Origin of the sequence: Acinetobacter seifertii, from assembly GCF_016064815.1 — a bacterium.
Taxonomy (GTDB): Bacteria; Pseudomonadota; Gammaproteobacteria; order Pseudomonadales; family Moraxellaceae; genus Acinetobacter; species Acinetobacter seifertii.
Map to the genome: position 1 here is coordinate 1,938,380 of NZ_CP065820.1, position 21,617 is coordinate 1,959,996.

At 37.2% G+C, this 21,617-nt stretch carries 18 protein-coding genes; 15 read left to right on the forward strand and 3 right to left on the reverse strand.

Going from position 1 to position 21,617, the window contains the following annotated elements; all coding sequences use genetic code 11:
* Positions 1–48 precede the first annotated feature (48 nt).
* The 10 genes from I8T81_RS09095 to I8T81_RS09140 all read left to right on the forward strand — a co-directional run bounded on the left by I8T81_RS09095 (position 49) and on the right by I8T81_RS09140 (position 13,170).
* On the forward strand, positions 49–1,443 hold the full coding sequence (locus tag I8T81_RS09095; protein ID WP_198072680.1) for a methylenetetrahydrofolate reductase C-terminal domain-containing protein: 1,395 nt from the start codon (positions 49–51) through the stop codon (positions 1,441–1,443).
* Between the two features lie 192 nt (positions 1,444–1,635).
* Complete coding sequence (locus tag I8T81_RS09100) at positions 1,636–2,211, forward strand: hypothetical protein (RefSeq protein ID WP_198072681.1); 576 nt, start codon at positions 1,636–1,638, stop codon at positions 2,209–2,211.
* A 325-nt stretch (positions 2,212–2,536) separates the two neighbouring features.
* Positions 2,537–3,256 carry a response regulator transcription factor gene (locus I8T81_RS09105; RefSeq protein WP_198072682.1) on the forward strand — a complete coding sequence of 240 codons (720 nt, stop codon included), beginning with the start codon at positions 2,537–2,539 and terminating at the stop codon, positions 3,254–3,256.
* A gap of 92 nt (positions 3,257–3,348) precedes the next feature.
* On the forward strand, positions 3,349–4,809 hold the full coding sequence (gene iaaH, locus I8T81_RS09110; protein WP_198072683.1) for an indoleacetamide hydrolase: 1,461 nt from the start codon (positions 3,349–3,351) through the stop codon (positions 4,807–4,809).
* 682 nt (positions 4,810–5,491) lie between these two features.
* Positions 5,492–6,553, forward strand: a complete 1,062-nt coding sequence (locus I8T81_RS09115) for an HlyD family secretion protein (RefSeq protein WP_198072684.1) — start codon at positions 5,492–5,494, stop codon at positions 6,551–6,553.
* A 25-nt stretch (positions 6,554–6,578) separates the two neighbouring features.
* The gene (locus I8T81_RS09120) at positions 6,579–8,126 is read left to right on the forward strand and encodes a DHA2 family efflux MFS transporter permease subunit (protein WP_019456767.1); all 1,548 of its coding nucleotides are present in this window, start codon (positions 6,579–6,581) and stop codon (positions 8,124–8,126) included.
* Between the two features lie 188 nt (positions 8,127–8,314).
* A complete protein-coding gene (locus tag I8T81_RS09125; RefSeq protein WP_198072755.1) occupies positions 8,315–9,106 on the forward strand; it encodes a hypothetical protein in 792 nt (263 codons plus the stop codon).
* Positions 9,103–10,689 carry a GH3 family domain-containing protein gene (locus I8T81_RS09130; protein WP_198072685.1) on the forward strand — a complete coding sequence of 529 codons (1,587 nt, stop codon included), beginning with the start codon at positions 9,103–9,105 and terminating at the stop codon, positions 10,687–10,689. The genes I8T81_RS09125 and I8T81_RS09130 overlap by 4 nt, the downstream gene beginning before the upstream one ends.
* Positions 10,686–12,014 (forward strand): TolC family protein, encoded by a 1,329-nt coding sequence (locus I8T81_RS09135; RefSeq protein ID WP_198072686.1) that lies wholly within the window; start codon positions 10,686–10,688, stop codon positions 12,012–12,014. Before I8T81_RS09130 ends, I8T81_RS09135 begins: the two co-directional genes overlap by 4 nt.
* Positions 12,007–13,170 (forward strand): hypothetical protein, encoded by a 1,164-nt coding sequence (locus tag I8T81_RS09140; RefSeq protein ID WP_198072687.1) that lies wholly within the window; start codon positions 12,007–12,009, stop codon positions 13,168–13,170. The genes I8T81_RS09135 and I8T81_RS09140 overlap by 8 nt, the downstream gene beginning before the upstream one ends.
* Before the next feature lie 199 nt (positions 13,171–13,369).
* Here the strand turns inward: I8T81_RS09140 and I8T81_RS09145 are convergent, their stop codons facing one another.
* On the reverse strand, positions 13,370–13,810 hold the full coding sequence (locus tag I8T81_RS09145) for an HD domain-containing protein (RefSeq protein ID WP_198072688.1): 441 nt from the start codon (positions 13,808–13,810) through the stop codon (positions 13,370–13,372).
* Positions 13,811–14,618: 808 nt separating this feature from the next.
* Between I8T81_RS09145 and I8T81_RS09150 the strand changes: the two genes are divergently transcribed.
* The 4 genes from I8T81_RS09150 to I8T81_RS09165 all read left to right on the forward strand — a co-directional run bounded on the left by I8T81_RS09150 (position 14,619) and on the right by I8T81_RS09165 (position 17,683).
* Complete coding sequence (locus I8T81_RS09150; RefSeq protein WP_198072689.1) at positions 14,619–15,200, forward strand: TetR/AcrR family transcriptional regulator; 582 nt, start codon at positions 14,619–14,621, stop codon at positions 15,198–15,200.
* Between the two features lie 117 nt (positions 15,201–15,317).
* The gene (locus tag I8T81_RS09155; protein WP_198072690.1) at positions 15,318–16,157 is read left to right on the forward strand and encodes a 2OG-Fe dioxygenase family protein; all 840 of its coding nucleotides are present in this window, start codon (positions 15,318–15,320) and stop codon (positions 16,155–16,157) included.
* The gene (locus I8T81_RS09160; protein ID WP_198072691.1) at positions 16,154–17,047 is read left to right on the forward strand and encodes a lysine exporter LysO family protein; all 894 of its coding nucleotides are present in this window, start codon (positions 16,154–16,156) and stop codon (positions 17,045–17,047) included. The genes I8T81_RS09155 and I8T81_RS09160 overlap by 4 nt, the downstream gene beginning before the upstream one ends.
* A gap of 117 nt (positions 17,048–17,164) precedes the next feature.
* Positions 17,165–17,683 (forward strand): GNAT family N-acetyltransferase, encoded by a 519-nt coding sequence (locus tag I8T81_RS09165; protein ID WP_198072692.1) that lies wholly within the window; start codon positions 17,165–17,167, stop codon positions 17,681–17,683.
* Positions 17,684–17,745: 62 nt separating this feature from the next.
* Here the strand turns inward: I8T81_RS09165 and I8T81_RS09170 are convergent, their stop codons facing one another.
* Positions 17,746–18,669: an alpha/beta hydrolase gene (locus I8T81_RS09170; protein WP_198072756.1), complete on the reverse strand. Its 924-nt coding sequence runs from the start codon at positions 18,667–18,669 to the stop codon at positions 17,746–17,748.
* Between the two features lie 110 nt (positions 18,670–18,779).
* Here I8T81_RS09170 and I8T81_RS09175 point away from each other — a divergent pair, with 110 nt between their 5' ends.
* Positions 18,780–19,679, forward strand: coding sequence for a LysR family transcriptional regulator (locus tag I8T81_RS09175; protein WP_033850090.1), 900 nt, complete (start codon positions 18,780–18,782; stop codon positions 19,677–19,679).
* Between the two features lie 87 nt (positions 19,680–19,766).
* Here I8T81_RS09175 and adeT1 read toward each other — a convergent pair whose 3' ends face one another.
* The gene (gene adeT1 / locus I8T81_RS09180) at positions 19,767–20,762 is read right to left on the reverse strand and encodes a putative multidrug efflux protein AdeT1 (protein WP_198072693.1); all 996 of its coding nucleotides are present in this window, start codon (positions 20,760–20,762) and stop codon (positions 19,767–19,769) included.
* Between the last annotated feature and the right edge of the window lie 855 nt (positions 20,763–21,617).

Here is a 21,617-nt window from a genome sequence, read left to right on the forward strand (position 1 = left end):
TAATGCCGCGCTTATGATTGATGTCATGTTTTGATCAGCACTTTGCCTATGTCACACGTTTCTCCCTGCTTCCAGCAAAACCAGTTTTTTGTGTTGGTGGAATATCTCACTTCACTACATGAAATTTATCCTGTGAAACATGAGTTTGCAGGATATCCGGCTGCAATGACATTGGCAGATCGTGTACATTCAGATCATGATATCGCGCCACTTGAAGCCAGCAAAAGCTATCCTGACTCAATCGATAAAGTCTTACACTTTTCAGGTAAGGCCCGAGACATACAAGACTTCGAGCAATTTTTAGAACAAGCTCAAGCAGCCAATATTCAAAACTTGTTATTGCTTACAGGCGATAAACTTAAAGAACACCATAATGGTCGAGATGGGCAGCCTCGTAGTCGTTACTTAGAGTCAGTAAACGCCGTAATGGCTGCCAAGCAACATGGCGGGTTTCGTATGGGGGTTGCTTTTAACCCATTTAAATATGTTGAAGCTGAGCGTGATGCACAGTATTTAAAACTACATAAGAAAATTAAAGCAGGTGCTGACTTTATCATTACCCAATTGGGCTATGACATTGAAGCTTTAAAACAAGCCAAAGCATTTTTAACCAAAAACAATTATTCACAGCAAATACTGGCTTGCGTCATGCCACTGACTTTAGGTCGTGCCAATTTTATGGTGAAGCATAAAGTTGCAGGTATTGTAATTACTCCACACATGCTAAAAGTCTTGGCAGATGAAAAACAGGCAGGACATACAGACCGCGTTTATTTACGCTGTGCTTTGCAAATTTTGATATGTAAACACTTAGGGTATGCAGGAATTCACTTATCTGCCTGCCATAAGCCCGAAGAGCAAATGTTGCTTGAAAGCTATGTCGAGCAATACAGACATCTGGAACTTAAAGCTTTAGAAGAGCTTTGGAATTCACTTTGGCAAGTTACTACAGGCAAAGAGTTTTCGCCTGAAATTGCTCGGTTTTCGTGTCAGCCAACGTCTAAACAATTAATTAAATATCGCCAGCTACATGTTATGCATGAAGCAATGTTTGGATCAAAAATTGCTAAAGGCATCGGACGTTTTATTTTCAAAGCATCTTTTTGGGAAAATACTTTGGTCGCCAAAGTCTTACTTAAAACAGAAGTACTGAGTAAACATAGCTTAGTGGGTTGTGAAAGCTGTGGTCAGTGTCGCTTAAGCGATACTTTATATATTTGCCCTGAAACGTGTCCAAAAGGTTTAGCCAACGGGCCTTGTGGTGGTACAACTTTAGACCGCTGCGAATTTGGTGACCGTGAATGCATTCATTCAGTCAAAGCGAGACTTGCAAAAGCGGTTGAACAAACTGAAATATTAAAAGAAAAACTGATTCCAACTGTGTCTCTTGAAACTAGGGGAACTAGTTCTTGGAAAAATTGGTATTTAAGTGTGGAAGCTTAAGATTTGCATTATTTCTGAATTATTCATGGAAACTAAAGACACCCAACTGGTTAATCCAATTCGGAAGATAATGACGAGTTAATTGAGTTTTAAGCAGTTTTCCTGAAGGCACTTAATGCCCTATAAGATTTTTTAAGAGACATTAAATAGTCAATTTGATATCTTTGTTAATACGTTTATAGGGTATCAAATATGATTAATAAAATATTAATAGGAATTCTTGTATTAGCTCTCTCTTCAATTCTTTATATAGTTGGGAATTATCTTTATATGCAATACCAAAGAAATGAACATTCAAAGGAATATGAAAGTAACTCTTATAAAATAGATAAATTAATAAAAAATAAGGCAACAAAAGATCTAAAAACCAATGATTTGGTTTTTATTTGTGAACTCAGGAAATCATTATGGCATACAACTGTACCTCTTGAAACTATTCAGTTAGCTGCCGAAGAAAATAGTCCGAAATATAAAAAGTTTGTTATGGAAGTAACACAAGATATATTTAGAGATGCGCAATTAAAAGCTTTTGTAAAGGAAAAGCAATCGGAAGTAGACTTAGAGATTATTGGTAGTTTATGCACGCTTTTAAACTCTAAAACTGGTTCAAGTAGATCACTTTACAATAAGCTTTTATCTCAAAAATATAATATTGATCTGGAAAGCGGTTCGCTTAGTTATGTTGATATTTCTAAAGTAACCCAAGAAGATTTAGATGAATATCTTAAGGCTAAAAAATCTGAAGAAAATATACGTCTGAAATTTTAAAGTCATTTTAAATTTTGATATGAACCCACACTAAAAAGTGGGTTTTTTATGCCTGAAGAACAAGATGTTGTCATTTATGTGAGTAAAATGATTATTAGATTTAACTTTTTTGCAGCATATCAAAAGAAATCTAATAAGCTTAATATTAATCAAATATATATGTGGTTTCTGAAATATTCACTCTTTAAAATAAAATATAGCTAATGTTTACTACCAAATCAAAAAATAGATGTGTTATAGAAAAGGATGAGATTGGTATTAAGCTCAAAGGAAGCACTTAACCGATCCTCTCAAAATTCGATGGATTTCATTAAATAGGTAGATGATGACCGCACTTTTAGAAAAGGATTTCAGCCCATCTGAGTTTACATTGTTTTCTGAAATATTATGGAAACTTGGCTCAGGGAAAGGGCAATACAATTTACGTGAAAGTATCCTTGCAGATATTGCCATCTTATTACGGGCTGATTTCGCGGCATCTTATATTTGGGATTCAACCCATAACTTATCGAAAGAAGGTGTGATATGGAAAATCGACCCAAAAGCTATGAAGGACTATGAGTGTGTTTGGCAATTTGATGATCCGATTACAGCACAGCTTCGCAAACGTCAAAAACCAACTTTCGTAAACGAGGTCATGCCTCTCGCAGACCTGAAAAAAACACCCTATTACAATGAGTTTTTGAGAGCCTATGGTTTGTATCACGGCATAAATATTTATTTTGTCCGAAATGGTATAGATATTGGTGATTTACGTATTTGGCGTGCAAAAGACGCTGACATGTTTGGTGAGCGTGAAAAAAGAATATTAAATCTGCTTGAACCTTATTTTACTCAAGCCTTACCCACTGATTTATCAAGCCAATACGGTTTGACTTCGCGTGAACAAGAAGTGGTTCGCTTGGTATCTAAAGGTTTAAGTGATAAACACGTGGCAAATTTACTGGATATTAGCTTTACTACATTAAGAACTCATTTGAACAGTTCTATGAGAAAAATCGGCTGCAATAATCGCACTGAAATGGCCTTGCTCATTCGACATTAAAGTTTAAGCAATCCTCAATTTTGAGGATGCGAATCAATAATCAATTTGTACTAAGTTCCTAAAATTACAACTTAAATGGACTCTAAGTTACTATGTTAAATACAAATGAAAAAAATAATGGGATCGAATCACTTGATTTATCAAACGCTTCAGTAGATATCATTACTAAACTCATTCATGAAAGAAAAGTATCTTGTGAAGAGCTTGTGCATCATTACTTCGATAATATTGAAAAACAGCAATCTTTAAATGCATTTATTAGCACAGATAAAGCTTCGGCAATTCAGCAAGCTCAATATTGGGATAAATACCTACTGAGTGGAAAACCATGTCCAGCTTTGATGGGTATTTTAATTGCGGTTAAAGATAATATTCATGTTGCAGGTTTCCCTAATAGTGCAGGCACACCAGCTTTAGCTGATTTTAGGCCTCAAAGTTCCGCACCGATTATTCAAAAGCTTATTGACCACGGCGCGATCATTGTGGGTAAAACCAATATGCACGAATTGGCCTTTGGTGTAACAGGTTATAATACTGCCATGCATATAGAAGGCGTTGTGGGTACACGAAATGCCGTAAACCCGTTACATATTGCTGGTGGATCTTCTTCGGGTAGTGCGGTGGCTGTTGCAGCGGGCATGGTTCCGATTGCTATGGGTACCGATACGGGTGCTTCTATTCGTTTGCCAAGTGCGTTAAATGGTTGTGTCGGCTTTCGTCCTACGGTAGGACGATATTCACAAGAGAGTATTACCCCAATTTCACATACACGGGATACAGCTGGCCCTATTGCACACACCGTATCTGACATTATCTTAATTGATCAGCTTATTACTCAAGAGCCAAAGAAAGAACCATTACAGCCTCATCAAATTAGGCTCGGTATCAATTCATACTTTTGGAATAATTTAGATGAAGACGTTTATGAGCAGGCACATATTTCGCTTGAAATGTTAAAGAATGCTGGAGTCGAAATTATTCCTGTCGATATGCCAAATTTAGAACAACTCAATCAAGCTATTTCATTTCCTGTGGCCATCTATGAAGGCAAATATGACCTAATTCAATATTTGAAAGATCATCATGTAAATTTGACCATAGAGGCTGTAGTCGATCAGATCTCAAGCCCAGATGTACAGGCAATTTTTAAACTGAATATTCTTCCTGAGCTAACTCTAGATCCGACGGGGCAACTTGTTCCAGTTTTACCTTTGTATGAAAAAGCGATTAGCGAAGCTCGGCCACAATTGCTTGAACTCTACCAAAACACATTTAAAGCGCATAACTTACATGCTTTATTATTCCCAACATCACCAATTGTGGCACCACTAGCAAATGAACAAGTTTATTCAATTGAAACTTTCCAGACCCTCATGCGAAATACAGACCCCGGCAGTAATATAGGAATACCGGGACTGAGTTTACCTATTGGAATGGCTACGAAATCAAAACTGCCAGTTGGACTTGAAATAGATGGCTTAGCTCATCAGGACAGTGAAATACTTGCTATTGGAATAACTTTAGAAAAAATTTTCAAACGTTTAAATCAATAAAAAATCACTTAAACTACTATTTTTAAAGGTTTGTTTTTGCTTTTAAATAATGGCTTTGAGGTTGTTTTCTGCTTTTATTTTATTTGGAAAAATATAAGTCATTTTACTCGGTAGAGTGACTTAATTATTAAAAATTACCGTTTATCATCTTTAATGATTTTGTTAGATTTCTTATTGTTGTTTTTAAAAAATATAATATTTATAAATTATATATATTCTATATGTATAAGTATAAAAATTTTGATTGTTAACTCATTTTTAAATTACATGTTATTTTAATTAATAATACTTAAATATTACACAATAAAACTTGTTGTTAACATTTCTGCAATAAATTAACCAATTTGGAGGTTTGAATAAAATATAAATAATTTTGGTAATTTGTTAATTAACAAATATTTATGTTTGATTTTTAAATCGATTTATTAAGAGAAATCTATCGTAATTAGAATTAAATATTTTTTAAATATAGTTTATATAACATGATTTATTGACATAAATAGAAAAAATATATGGCAAAGAGGTCAATGATATTTAATTCACTTCAGAACCATAATTTGCACCAAATTTTACGCTGTCACGATTCATTGAATAAAACCAAGTGAAAAGTTACGTAAATAAGAAACCAATAATTTTATTGGCTTAAATAAAAAATCGAATATTACAAATAAGCGGAATGAATATGGATAACGTAGCTCAGCTAGAAACTGATACTAATTTCCAAAGTCGAAAGAAAATAACATGGGGTGTTTTTAGTGTCCTGTTGTTATTTTTAGTTGCTGGTATCGTATATTATTTTTTTGTATACCGATTTTATCAATCTACTGATAATGCTTATGTGCAAGCCGATGTAACTTGGGTGATGCCAAAGATTTCAGGCGAAGTGATGGAGTTATTAATTAATGATAATCAGGTGGTAAAAAAAGGGGAAACTTTAGCGGTATTAGATCACCGCGATTATCAAGCTCGTTATGATCAAGCCCGTTCTGTGGTCAGCTTAAAAGAAGCCGCACTAGGTGTACAACAACAAAATGAAAAGTCTGCTAAGTCATCAATTACAGAAGCAAATAGTGGTGTAGTGGCAGCACAAGCCGATTTAACTCGCTTAAGAAAAGAGTTTGAACGTTATCAAGACTTATTAAAAGATGGCGTGATTACCCGACAAAACTTTGAGGGTATTCAGTCTCAATATTTAACCGCTCAAGCACAGCTCAGTAAAGCACAAGCCGCCGTAAATGCAGTAGAAGCTCAATTGGGGAGCTTACAAGCCAGTCGAGCGCAGCTTTTAGCAGATATTCAAAGTGCTAATGCAAATTTGAATCTCTATCAGGTCGATCTGGCTTCATCAAAAGTGGTGAGTCCTGTTTCGGGTAAGATCGGTAGCCTTGCAATTCAAAAAGGCTCACGTGTTTCTCCGCAAACTCGTTTGATGGCAATCATTCCTGAAAATAGTTTGTATGTACAAGCCAACTTCAAAGAAACCCAAATTGAAAAAATGCATGTTGGTCAGAAGGTGAAGTTAAAACTCGATGCCTATCCGAGCCTCACCTATACCGGAAAAATTGAGAGTTTTTCACCAGCTTCAGGCGCAACTTTTTCACTCATGCCACCAGACAATGCAACGGGTAACTTTAACAAGGTTGTACAGCGTATTCCTGTACGTATTGCCATAGATTCAAGCCCGCATATTGATTTGATAAAACCTGGAATGTCGGTGAGTGCCACCGTTGACCTAAGAACTTAATAATAAAATTTTAGGTAATAAGAAAATGAATAAACATGTTGAAGCCGAGTGGAGGTTTCCTGCAAAAACTGCATGGGCAATTTTTGCTGCCATGATTTTTGGCAACTTCATGGCGATTCTTGATATTCAGATTGTGGCGAGTTCTCTAAACGAAGTTCAAGCTGGCATGAGTGCAAGTCGTTATGAAGTCACTTGGGTACAAACGGTTTATTTAATAGCCGAAATTATTGCAATTCCAATGTCGAGTATTGTCTCGCGAGTGCTTTCAACACGGGTGTATTACACCATGTGTGCAATCGGTTTTACGGTGAGTTCTTTACTTTGTGCTTTGTCGTGGAACTTGGAAAGTTTACTGGTGTTCCGTGGTATTCAAGGCTTTATGGGCGGCGGTATGATTCCGACTTCCATGACGGCGTTGTACTTACTGTTTCCCGAACCAAAACGTTCATTGCCTTTGGTCATGTTTGGCATGATCAGTACTTTAGGGCCTGCGATTGGCCCCACCATTGGCGGTTGGCTCACCAATAACTTCTCATGGCACTGGATGTTCCTGATCAATATTATTCCGGGCATTATCATTGCCACGGTCATTTACTCAGGCCCAAATATCGACCGTGCAAACTATTCACTCATCAAAAGCATGGACTGGTTTAGTCTGGTCGGTATGGCGATGTTTTTGGGTGGGCTTGAATATTTCCTCGATGAAGGTGCGCGCCATGACTGGCTTGCAGACACAGGCGTTCGTATTGCTTTTATGGTCTGCCTGATAGGCGGCATGATTTTCTTCTCTCGAAGCTTTACCCAGCCTAAGCCTTTGCTCGATTTATCGGTATTTAAAAACAAAAACTTTACCTTAAGTGCCATTACAACGTTTGTGATCGGTATGGCGCTGTATGGCTTGGGTTACATGATTCCCGTGTTTCTTGGGCAAGTCCGTGAAATGAACAGTAGCCAAATTGGTCATGTCATGATGGTGACAGGCATTGTCATGTTCTGTTTTGCGCCGTTCCTTGCGTGGCTTATTCCTAACTTTGATACCCGTAAAACCGTATTTGTCGGAATGGTTCTGGCTGGTTTTGGTGTATGGCTCAATTCGCACCTCAGCATTCACAGCGATTATGACTTTATGTTTTGGCCGCAAATTTACCGCGGTATTGGTCTTATGATTTGCCTAATTGTGGTGTCGCATTTGGCGATGAGCACTTTGCCACTTAGTAAAGTGGCCGATGCCAGCGGTATTTATAACCTGATGCGTAACATTGGCGGCGCGGTTGGACTGGCGCTGATTAACTCATCCTTAGACTGGTTGACGGCTATGCATGTCACCCAAATTAATCAGGCGATGACACCACAAAACTGGATATTTACAGAGCGACTTGATCAGCTCACGGCGCAATACCAAGAAGTCGGTGCAAATGCTCAGCAAATCGCGCTGAGTGTGATTTATCGCGACATTCATTTTCAGGCACTGACCTCTAGCTTTAATGATCTATTACGCATGCTCGCAATCATCATGTTTGTGACCGCCTTTTTAACCATCTTTATGGACAGGGGGAAGAAAATGAATATGTAAAGTTTTAGCAGTAAAAGACAGCTTTTTAAAGAATGAAAACAATAGGGCATATCAAAACGTATCCCTTCTTAGAAAAAGAACATTTATACGAGTTTCTAACATCGTCGTACGAGCGAGCGGAACTCACAGATCTGGATGTGGGAGATTAAAGTATTATGATTAATACAACATATAAACTGATTTCAAAATTGAACCTGAAAAACACAACTTATGGGCAATATTTTGAAAGAGAGCAAATTGATACTGATCGACTAAAAGTGATGTATTCCATTTACGAACAGTATTATGAAAATACCAGATTTTCTATTTTTGTAGACGATTTTAAAAATAAAAGCGGTGCGATCTTAATTTTTGACTCAGAAACAGATGAGATTGTGGGTTTCTCGACTGTGATGGTGCAGCACTTCTACTTAAACGGTAAAGACTACACCGTGTTGTTTAGCGGTGATACGGTTATTTTGAAGAAGTTCTGGGGCACGCGTAGCTTACAAAGTACCATGCTCAAGCTCATGATTAAGCTTCGAATCAAATATCCTTTTAACGAACTTTATTGGTTACTTATTTCTAAGGGCTATAAGACCTATCTATTACTTGCCAATAATTACTATGTGTATTACCCAAATATTAAAGATGAAAATCAACATCTCTTGGAAGTGGTTGAGCACTACTGTGAAAAATTCTTTGGTGAATACTACGACCGTGAAGCAGGCTTACTCAACTTTGGTGATGACTACCAGCCATTAAAAGGCGAAGTTGCACCGATTACCGCCGAAATGAGAGAAAAGAATCCAAACATTCATTTCTTTGAACAAAAAAATCCCACTTGGAAAGCAGGCACAGAACTGCCATGTATAGGTCGTTTGGGCTGGAAAGATATTGCCCGTTTTCCCGTCAAGCTCATGACGAAGCCGACCAGTAAAGGTAAATGTGAAGCAGCACGTATAACTCATAAAACAAAACGTAGAGAGGCTATCCAATGAAATCTAATGAATGGCTGACTCTTGGCTCACATCTTATTTTAAAAAAATGGTGTGATGCATCTGATCGTAACTTCCAAAAACAGTTTAATGCTTTAGAGACCACACAACGTCAAATTTTGCATTCAATATTACAGACTTCTACGTTTGCCAAAGATAAAAAGGTTCAAAACTATGAGCAGTTTGTAAAAGCCTTTCCTGCGACTCGCTATAGCGCATGGCGAGAAGACATTCAGCTTTACCGTGAACAAAAGCTTTCACTCTCTAGCAGTAAGCTGGTTCGTTTCCAGCCGACCAGTGGTTCGAGTGAACAAATTAAGTTTATTCCATACACCAAGCTGTTTTTAGATGAACTTGACCATGCGATTGCGCCGTGGATGGCAAGTCTATACCGTAAATGCCCAGAGCTGAGTTCAGGTACACATTACTGGTCGGTGTCATGGTTGCCTGAAAGTCAGCGTGAAGTTTTAAAAGACAAAAACTTAAATGATGACAGTGCGCTACTTGGTGTAGGTAAGCGCATTTTATCTAAGTTTACCCAAGCCGTTCCAAGTAACGTTGCCTTTGCAGCCAATGCTGACGATGCACTGTTTGCCACCATTTGTTATTTGGTCGCAAACCGTAACTTAGCCATGATTTCGGTATGGAGTCCGACTTTTGCGCTGCAATTGCTGGAGCGTTTGGAGTCATTGCAAAAAGATGTGGTTGAAGTGCTTAACAGTGGCAAATGGGGCAATCGTGAGGCTTCCTTAAAAGAAGTCACTGCACCACATAGTGCTGAAAGTGCTCAAGCCTTAATTGCAAGTTCAAACAGCGCACAGATCGACTTTAAAAAGCTTTGGCCAAAGTTAAGTTTAGTGTCGAGTTGGGACACTGCTGGTTCAAAAGCTTGGGCAGAAAAATTAAAAGAGAAGTTACCCAGTGTTCAGTTTGAAGGTAAAGGACTATGGGCGACCGAAGGTGTAGTGACTATTCCCTATAACAACCAATACCCATTGGCCTACCAAAGTCATTTCTATGAGTTTGAATATTTAGAGGGTGAGAAACAAGGTCAAATCATTCCTTCATGGCAGCTTAAACAAGGGGACGTGGTCAGCCCACTCATTACTTCGGGTAATGGCTTACTGCGTTACTGTCTAGACGATTGCTTAAAAGTGACTGGCTTTTTAGAGCAAATCCCGTGTTTTGAGTTCCAAGGTCGCCGTTTTGGTGTAGATCTGGTTGGTGAGAAACTTGCACCTGAAACTGCTCAGCAGTTGTTGTCTCAGTTAAATGAAACGGAATCTAAAGCGATTTCCTTACTTGCGATTGATACCCAACAACAAGTTAAACCATTTTATTGCGTGCTTTTTGAAGGTGAAATTCATCACAGCATTAGCAATGAATATATCGATAGTATCTTACGTCAAAACTTCCATTATGAACTTGCACGAAACTTGGGGCAGCTCGACCAGCCTCAAATTCGTCAAGCCAATAACGGCTGGAATGCGTATAAGCAACTGGTCATGTTTGATGGCATTATCGAAGGCAATATCAAACCTGAGCCACTTAAAAAAGTCACCCTCAATAGTTTGGAACAACTATGAAAGGGATGAAGTCATTTAATACTCGATTTTTAACACTTCGACACGCCTTGTATTTAGGTGTGTTGGTTGTGTCGAATACATATGCCATGACTTTAGACGAGGCTTTGTCTGCCAGTTTAAGACATGAAAGTCAGCTTGAAGTCAGCCGTTTAAGCGTAAACCAGTCTACCGCTATGCTTGAGCAAGCTAAACAGCGCGATGGACTCAAAGTCAATTTAGTTGGGCAGCTTGACTATGAACGAATAGATACACCGCCAAAAGTCATGTTTCCAACCGAAGGAAACCGTAAAGGACGAAGTTTGCAGTTACAGGCTGATTATCCGATTTATACCTCTGGGCGGCATCGCTTGGGGGTAGATATTGCCGAGAGTCAGCTTTCCGCCCAACACCAAGGCTTGTCAGATCAACGGTCGGAAACCATTTTAAATACCGTGATGGTCTATACCGACGTATTAAAAAAGAAAGCCATTTTAGAACTTAGACAAAAGACTATGGCGAACCTGCAACGGTCTTTATATGAGTCAAAGCGCCGTTTTGATGTCGGTATGATTACCCGTGCAGACTTGGCTCAGGTTTTGGCACAAGTCGCGCAAGGCCAAGCCGATATTACACAGGCGCAGTCTAACTTGACCGTGAGTGAAGCACAGTTTTATCAAGTAACTGGTACAACACCTGACAACCTTGTTGCGATTAAACAATTGCCTGCTATACCAAATGGGCTAGATGAGATTTTGGCGCAAACCAAGAATCATCCGGCTTTAATGCGCGCTAAATATGAAATGCAAGCCGCCGAGAAACAATATGCTTTAACTAAACGAGAACTCTGGCCAACGGTTATGCTGACCAGTCGTGCAGGAAAGCAGGATGAAGCAAGTTATATTGGTTCTGAAAGTAACAACTATATGGTCGGGTTACAGCTCAATGTACCGCTCTATGACGATGGCTTAAATCGCGCCAATGTCAAAAAAGCGCAGGCTGATATCGATTTGGCTCATCAGAAAATACGAAGTCTTGAACTGGACTTAAATAAACGTACCCGTACCACCTATGCGCAGCTTCAAACCATCCGACAAAATAAAGATGCATTGGCAAATGCCATAGAGGCAGCGTCTATTGCCTTTGTCTATACACGTAAAGAGTTTGATGTAGGCACCAAAACCACTTTTGATTTGCTTAATACCGAGCAGAAGCTACTCGATGCTCAAACCCAAAAAACCGTAAATGACCAAGACGAAGTGGTATTTGTCTATCAGTTACTCGACCAAATGGGACGTTTAAATAGTTTGGTTCCTATGCAGACCGCACAACAGGTGAATAATGAATAAAACAAATACACCACTGGCAGAAAATACCCTGATTACCCGTGAAGCAACTTTGGCAGATGACGAGGCTTTACGAGAGTTAATCGCCGTACCGATGACCACCAAAGGTATACAAATTAGCTTTCAGCGTGAACCGAGTTATTTTAGAGCGTCTGATATTGTCTATCGGCATAAACTACATGTTGTGATTGAAGACACCGAGAGTCAAAAGAAGCTCGCTTGTTATAGCAATGGCTATCGTCCTTGTTATGTCGATCGGAGCGTTCAAAACTTACGATATGCTGGAGACTTACGGGTAGATCATAGTTATCGGGGTAAATCACTGGTGAAGGTATTAGCCAAGCATGTAAAACAGACCATGCATGCACCCAACTTTAGCCAGATGATTATTTTTGATGATAACCATGCCGCACGCGCCGCTATACAAACGGGTAAAACGGGAATGCCCGATTATTATGATGAAGGGCTTATAGAGACACTCAGCCTGACGAGTACAGGTGCAAAACGAAAAATCACGGCTTTTCTAAAGCAGACTTCTAAACAGAGTAATGTTCAAGAGATTCAGAGTTGTATAGCCGAAGCTAAACATGTGGAAGCCATGAATCAGTTTATTGCCGACATGGCAGAACACTATAACTTTATACCTGCCTATGACTTTGAAGAACTCGCCCAAGGTCATCAGTATTTTTCAGGCATGAAACTATCTGACTTTTCACTTTACTTTAAGGGTGAAAAACTGGTGGGTATGTTTGGCTTGTGGGATCAGCATAGTATTAAGCAAACCAAGATTCTAAATTATAGTTCGGCTATAGGTGTGCTTAGACCCGTTTATAACTTGCTAACCCCAATTACCAAAGGCATGCGTTTGCCTAAACTGGGTGATTCTATTCAGTACCATGTATTGCATACACTTATGTGCCATCCCGAAGATTTGGCTTTGCATCATAAAATGCTCGAAGACGCTTATAACCTGTCAAAACAACAGGGCGTTGGTGTGGTGAGTTTTACGCTTTCTCATAAAGACCCGCGTTATCAGTTAAATCAGTTTTATAAAGGGGAGCGTTTAACGGGTATGCATGGTTTTATTAGTTATGAGGGTGACCCAAGACCAAATTTTGATAAAAACCTGATTCCGTACTTAGAAGTTGGGCGTATTTAACCCTTATATAGCTTCGCCGTAGGTCATTAATGCGCAAAAATTTGCTCAATTCTTATGAATGTTAAATAAATTTGAGCAAATATATGCGCAAAATGATGAATGTTCGCTAGAGCAAGAGACTTTTTAATAGTGATTTTGATTACGTTACAAAATCAAGATAAAACGTTTTTGATTTAATAAACCTAGTAAATTTGACCCTTTAGGCCAACCTATCTTGCGCCGTTGAAACAGCTAACATGGTTTGAAGGTAATAATCGACACGTGAGTGATTATTGTCTTTATGTGAGTTATGTGCATTAAAGGCTGCATCATGGAGTTTCACCACTCGAGCGATCGGGTTCAAACCACAACGAATTAAATATTCTTCGCGTGTTTCATCTTCTCGTTTAGTTAATGCATCTACAGCATCGCGGATTTCTTTTCCAAATAAGCTTTCGATTTTGTCTAGCGTAAGAGGCGTGTCTTCAACACTATCGTGTAGAAGGGCGGTAATAATGTAGATTTCTGAAAATTGATGCTTAATTAATGAATTGACCACACCTTTAATATGGTACTCAAAGTAATCATGAGGGCCATACTTTTGACCTTGATGAGATTCTTTAGACAATGTCTCTGCGAGTTCAACTTGATTTTGAGTCATTTTTTACTCTTATCACTTTAAGTATATGACGCGGCCTAATTTGTAAGATGGTCGCTTAGGTCATAATTTTATACTGAATACTTAAGTTAGGCATAAGAGTAATTGCTCATTTTTATTTATTCCTTCTTGTTTAATAAGAACAAAACCAGCCCTTAAGTTTTGAAATTTTAAACTTTAACTTAATGATATAAAAGATGATTGTAAATATTACTTAAGAGTTTCCTTAATTATCTAATTAAATGAAAAATAATAACTATTTAAATAATTTCTAGCCAATTTCACATTGACACCTCAAATATTGAAGATTACCATTTGCGGGCTGGCCTACATTGCCAGTCGGTTTTAGCAGACCGTTTGTTTCGACCGCATCAGGAATTATTTCTTCTGAGGAATAGTTTTGTGCGCGCACTCCCAGTTCCCTCCCGTAGCGGTAGGACGGGAGAGGGACACCCTCGGGTGTGCTGGAGTCGAAACCAGTCTGCTAACCCTCTTCCGTTCTGCCACCATAAATCTTATGCTCTGGCAGAACTCCATATATAAGGAGTTGGCTTTGCGCATCCATAATTTCTTGGCAACCTTTGCCAAAAGCTATAACAACACAGCTTAAAACATTTAACGCAGCTTGATCGCCGTAAGGCTTTTTCAGGCTTTAGCTCGTTATTACTTAAAACTTTCATCAACAACTAAAACTTGAGATGTGCTCGGCACAGTCTTTACGGCTTTGCTACGCCTTTTTTCACCTTTAGAAAAGTGGAAGGCTTTTATATCTCATTTATATACAACAATAATTTTTTATAACGGTAAAAATATGCAAAATTTAACTCTCCCAACACGTGCTTTTAACGTCGTAAATAAAGCAATTGAGCTGTTCCATTACCACGGCTTTCATTTGGTCGGTATCGACAGACTTACGAGCGAGTCCGAAATAACCAAAATGACGTTTTATCGCTACTTTCACTCTAAAGAACGCTTTATTGATATTTGTCTAGTCGTACAAAAAGAACGACTCCAAGAAAAAGTGGTGTCTATGGTCGAATACGACGAATACATCAGCGCAGCCGATAAACTCAAAAAGCTCTATGATTTACACTCAGACATAGACGGGCTGTATTACCTGTTGTTTAAAGCCATTTTTGAAACGAAAAATAACTATCCAAACGCGTACACAACCGCCGTGAGATATAGAACATGGCTCACCAATGAAATATATAGCCAGCTTAGAGCACTTAACTCCGATGTTTCCTTTACCGATGTCAAATTATTTCTATATATGATTGATGGTGCAATCATTCAGCGTTTATGCTCGGATGAAGTTGATGAAAGGGTGTTGGAGGTGTTTTTGAGGGGGATGGGGGTAAATAATTCATTGAATAATTGTGTAGATGATTGAGTTCGGACAAGCCATGGATACACATTTGAATTCTTATTTTTATATTGAACAGTACAGACAGTTCTGTATAATGCTATTTCACATAATATAAATCAATAATATTTAAATAGGTAAAATATGAAAAACTTTGCATATTCAAACACAATAAATTCAGAAGAACTTTTGGATGTTAACTATCAAGATTCTTTTTTAGCTTTAAAAAGTTCGTTTGAAAAAAATGGCTTTTTACAATATAAGGCTGCTGAGGTTGATTCTGATTCAAAAAGAGTAATATTTGAAGAGTTTCAAATGTTAGAAAAAGATCAATTTGCTCCCTCAGATACTCAACGTTTTCGTCGGTACGGAAATGCTTTAATATTGCCATGGGAAAAAGAGATAAAACCAATTTGGTTACCGCCTGTAGCAAATGATAATGGTGAATATTTATCAGGATATGACCAAGGAAATAACAACCCCGAACATAGCTCTATCAGATACTTTAATGCTTTAAGTGAAGATGTAAAAAAGACTAAGTATTTAAATCAATTAGTTATTGATGATTATAAATTAACATTCGGACTAAATGACCATTATCTTCCTATTTATATTGGGGTACATTTTGTTAAATTAACTTCTAATTCAAATTGTATTTTAGGAATTAGTTCACCAGATTGTTTTCATCAGGATGGAGAACCTTTTACTTTTGCTCACTTAATTTATCGCAGTAATAATATTGTTGGAGGAGAGAATTATATAGCTCATCCAAGTGAGAGGAATAAGAGTTTAAAAGAAGTTAATGTAGAGAATATTTATAGTCATTTTACATTAAAAAATATTTCTGATAGTTTTGCTGTCCATGATTCTTCTGTATGCCATTATGTATCACCAATTAAAAAAGTTGAATCATCTCAAGATGATTTAATGGGTGAAAGATGGATGATTTTAATTGATTATTCCCTAACGAAACAAAACATATGATAAATAGCCTTATATTTTCATTACTCCCTATCTTATTAGCTCTGGTCTCAGGATGGGGAGTCGGACAAGCAGCAAATAGTAATACTAGAGATAAGTTAGTTAGTTATATATCTATTCTAGTTTGGTTACTTTTAATATCTATAGGATTTCAATTTGGTAGTATTCTTTTTGATAAGCAATTAGGTACAAAAGTAATTTTAGAATCTTTTGTTTATTCAACAATAATCACTTTAATTACTTTTATTTTCCTATTTAAAAAGGTTAAAAATGTAAATGAACATAAAAAATCTTTATCTGAGATTTTTAAACCTATCAAAGAATGCTTGATTGCCATTTCTATGGTTATTATTGGGATGATCTTATATCTCTTACTGCCTAGTGGTTGGAGTAGTGAGGTTATAAGTAGTATTTTACTCTATATTTTAATTTTTTTAGTGGGAATTGATTTATCAACTATTAGGATTCAATCTCTAACTATCAATCACTTCAAGGTACCCTTAGTTACAATCCTTTCATTATTCGTTTCGGCTTATGTAGCAAAATTTATTTTAGATAAATCTTTTTTTGAACTGCTAGTTTTAGGAAGTGGCTTTGGATGGTTTTCTCTATCGGGACCATTAATAGGCAAAATCTTAGGACCAGAGCAAGGTACATTTGCTCTACTTACTGATTTAATCAGAGAGTTTTATGCTATAGGATTATTATATCTTCTTGGAAGAAATTATCCGAATCCTGTGATTGGGGTGTGTGGTGCTACCGCTATGGATTCGACACTTCCATTTGTAAAAAATAATTGCTCCCAATTAGATGTTCAAATTGCTATTTTCAGTGGATTTATCTTAACAGTACTAGCACCTTTTTTTATTGTGTTCTTTTCAGTATTTGTCTAAAAGAATATGATAAAAATTAAAGGGATATTTACTAACATAATTGGTTTGTAAATAAATTTTTAGCCAGTGGTTAGACAATAGATATTGTCTCTGCTGGCTAAAAATTTGAGAAGAAATATGAAAGATATCGAAATTTTAGAAATAAAAGAAATTGGCGATTATGAAGATGGTTTATCGCTACTGTTAGAAGATTCTATCAATAGTGGAGCTTCTATAGGTTTTCTAGCTCCCATAGAAAAGAACGATGTCTTAAATTATTGGCGTGAGGTCAACCATAAATTAACACAAGGTAATAGCCGTCTATGGATTGCCATACAAGAAGGAACGGTTGTTGGTAGTGTTCAATTATCCTTAGTGAGTAAAAAGAACGGTGTTCATAGAGCTGAAGTTGAAAAACTTATGGTGCTTACATCTGCAAGAAAACAAGGAATAGCAATATTACTAATGAATGAACTAGAAAATTTTTCAAAAGAAAAAGGTCTGCGTTTACTTGTCTTAGATACACGTGAAGGCGATGTATCCGAACTTTTATATAGCAAAATTGGATTTGTTCGTGTGGGAGTAATTCCAAGTTTTGCATTAAGTTCAAACGGGAACTATGACGGCACAGCGATTTATTATAAAAGGCTTGTTTAACTATCGCTAAAGCCTATCTATTTGGAAAGTTTCCCCGCTTGGGAAACTTTCCAATTTATGAATTAAAGATGTTTTTGAAAAAATGGAATAATTTTTTCTAAGGCTTGAGCAACAGGTTCAGGTTGATCATATAAGTCATAGTGGCTTGCATCTTTAACCACAAAGAGGTTTTTATCTTTAGAAGCCGCTTTGCCATATAGCTCATAACCGTCACGATATGAACCGAAGCCTCCCGGAATTCCGCCAATCACAATTTGTAAGGGTTGAGTGAGTAGGTGATCTGCCAAATGAAACGCATCAAACCCAACAGCAGCCGCTAAACCTGAAAAGCGAAGTTTATTTGGTGAACCTTCTGCCTGACCGCGCGGGGTTTTGTAGTAATCTACAGCTTCTTTAATATCAATATCATGAATTCCAGCTTGTTCACGCTCTTGTTGTGAGTTTGGAATGTACTGGGTAATAAACGGTTCGGCACCACGAGCTTCCGCAGTACGTTGTGCTGCAATGGCTTCTAAAGTTTTAATGGCAGCTTCAGGCGTTTGGTCGCCTTCACGCATTAAACGACCATAGTTTGCTGCAACCACAGTTGCGACTGCTTTAAAACGGCGTTCAGTCATAGCAGCATTAACAGCATAACCACCGCCACCACACACACCTAATACACCAATACGGTTTTCATCAACATAAGTAAGCGTTGTTAAATAGTCGGCTGCACAGCGAAAATCTTCTACACGTGTTGCAGGGTCTTCAAGAAAACGAGGTTCACCACCACTAGCACCTTGATACGATGCATCAAATGCTAAAGTAATAAACCCAGCTTCAGTGAGTTTTTCAGCATAGATTGCGCCGGCAGTTTGTTCTTTACAGCTACTAATTGGATGCGCACATACAATGGCTGCATATGTTTTGTTTTCATCGAAATCTTTTGGAAAACGTATAGTTGCAGAAACATCGATGTTTTTATTTTTGAAAGTTACAGTTTTCATCATCTTCTCTCCGAAAGAAGAACTAGGTCGATGAAATTAATATAACCGTGGAGATTTATTATGATAATCCACTATAATCAGATAGCACTTATATTGAATACTTATAAATAATGAAAGAAAATTTAAATGATTTACACACTTTTATGGTCGTTGCTCAGGAACGTAGCTTTACCCGTGCAGCCGCAAAACTCAGAACGTCACAGTCAGCCATTAGTCAAACACTCCGTAATTTAGAAGACCGAATTGGCATAAAACTATTATCAAGAACTACTAGAAGTGTCGCACCGACAGAAGCAGGTGAATATCTATTAAATTTGCTTCAACCTGCAATAGAAGAAATAGAAAATGGCATAAATCAAATTAGTGCTTTAAAAAATGATCCAGCAGGAACATTACGTATTAGCGCAGATGAATATGGAATACAAAGTGTTTTATGGCCAGCAGTTGAAAAAGTCATACAACAATTTCCAAAAATTTCAGTAGAGATCATATCTGATTATGGTCTTGTTGATATTGTAGAAGGGCGTTTTGATGCAGGACTTAGAAGAGGCGGTTTGGTTTCTAAAGATATGATCGCTTTACAGGTGAGTGAGCCAATACAAATGCTCACTGTTGCAACCAAAGAGTTTTTAGCTCGTTATGGTCACCCAAAGCATCCAAAAGATTTAGTAGAATACCACTGTATTAATTTAAGATTACCCACACATGGTGAACTCTATCGTTGGCAATTTACCAAACAAGGTAAGACACAAATAATTACTGTTAATGCTAAAATCGTTTTTACAACCTTATCTCCAGTGCTTCAAGCAGTAAGGAGCGGTGTAGGAATCGCTTATTTACCTATTGATATGGTTCAGCCTTATATTGAAAGTGGTGAACTGGAAGAAACGCTAAAGGACTGGCGACATAGCTATGAACCTTATCATCTGTATTATCCCCACAGACGTGAGCAAGCACCTTTATTAAATATCTTAATTGATGCGTTAAAAGAAAATTTTAATAAAAAATAGCTGCTCATTAAATAAACATGGGTATTTCAGAACATCCGTGTAAGAAAATTGGTTTAAGTTAATGATGAAAGAAGAAATTTGCTTAATTTATTCATCATTTAACGCACATTCAAAATTAATTGGGTTTTCTTTACATCTTACCTTTTTCAAAAAATTCATCATTTTAGGGTCGTAAATACCTGCTTTGGTTAGCTGTATACGTGCTTCACGCATCATTTTCATATAGTTTAATTGTTCATTTTTAGGAATATCCATCCAGTATTTTGAAGGAATATCACTTTCATATTTAGCAATAACGCCAAACGTTCTGTTTAGTTGGCTGGCTACCCAAGTCCGAGACTTTTGCCCAAAACCTGCTGGAAATTGGTCTTTACGAATAATGAAGTTTGCTGAAATTTGAGTCAAAGGAAAACGAACGATAGCTCCTTTTTCACCTAAACCTTTGTATAGCTCAAAAGGTTTAAATGCCACAATAGGAGCGGGTACAATATCAATTTCATGGTTATTAAACTTTGCGCCAGCGTTGGTGACGTCTACCGATACAGCCTGACCGCCAACCTGTTGCACAAGCTTTGGTTGAGCTTCATCATATTTAAATACCCCAATTTTCTTACCGGCAGCTTTAGCGAGTGTATTGATACTTCTATCATTTACAAATAAATATGCAGGGCCAATAGTCCCTAAACCTGCAATTTCGTAAGGGCCTACCACCATGTTTTTTGCGGCCATGGGTGATGACAACAGCTTATAGGCATTAATTGCCGTTTTCATATTTGTTAATGCGCCAACAGCATCTAAAGATCCTGTGTATTTATTAAATTGACGGCCACGTAAACCACTAATAATAGCGCCATCACATTTTCCAACTTTTAAGTCTTCAGCCGCAACACGTTCATCAACATATGCTTTTAAAGATAGATCAGCTCCCCAATTTTTAGCTTCAAGAGCATAATCCTTTGCTAAAGCAAAAGCTTCTCCAGATTTACCAATTGGGTCAAATACACAGACTACTTGTTGTTTGGCATAAAGAGTTGTGGTTAAACAGGCACTTGTAATCAATAAAATAGTTTTAAAACAATCCATATTTAATTATCCATTATTTAAATTATAAAAATTATTTTATGAATCTGGCTTAGATTAGATATGACACCTCAATAAAAATTTAAAAAGAAAAGGTCAAAAGACAGCTTTGAGTTGGATCTTATTTTTTGTGATTTAGCTATGGCTTAAATAATTTGAGCACTATCAGTGAGTTAAATTTAAAGAATAGCTGCACACACGTACTATATCAGTTTTTAAGAGCATGTAAAGAGGGTTTTAAAAATATTTATATAAATTTCAACAACATAGAAAATTTTTTGTGTATTGCAATTTAGCCTAAGCAAATTAAAAACTTTAGGAGCCAAAAGGCGATTTAGCAAAATAATCTCTAGGTATCCAGTAACCACAAATACAGATCATGAATTTAGGATGTAGTGAGTCGATCATCTCGCTAGGGCAAATATAAAAGTGTAATTACATTTTGTAGAAGGCTGCCTAGAGAATTATTCTGACTAAAATTAGAAATAGGGTTATCCCAAAGGTAATTAAGAGCATGAAGGCTCAGCAGACAGAGACACAAGCTTAATAATTGACCGCAGCAAACAATAAACGGCGCAGCAGCAACGTAGAGTAGCCAAAGTCATATATAGGTAGGTTTCTACATATCTTACTGCACTTATGTTCACCTAGAATCTAATTCACAATTAAATTTATGTTGAATAAACAATAAATTTAATTACTTAGAGCACAAAATTGATAGCTTGTAAAATATTTGGTTCATGAACCTAGCTATAAATACATATTTTTCTACTAAAAAGATCTAAAGAATAGACTAAATTTGTCTAGAAGAGTGGTGGCAGTCCACCACTAATTAAAATGCTGAGGCTATAGTTTTGA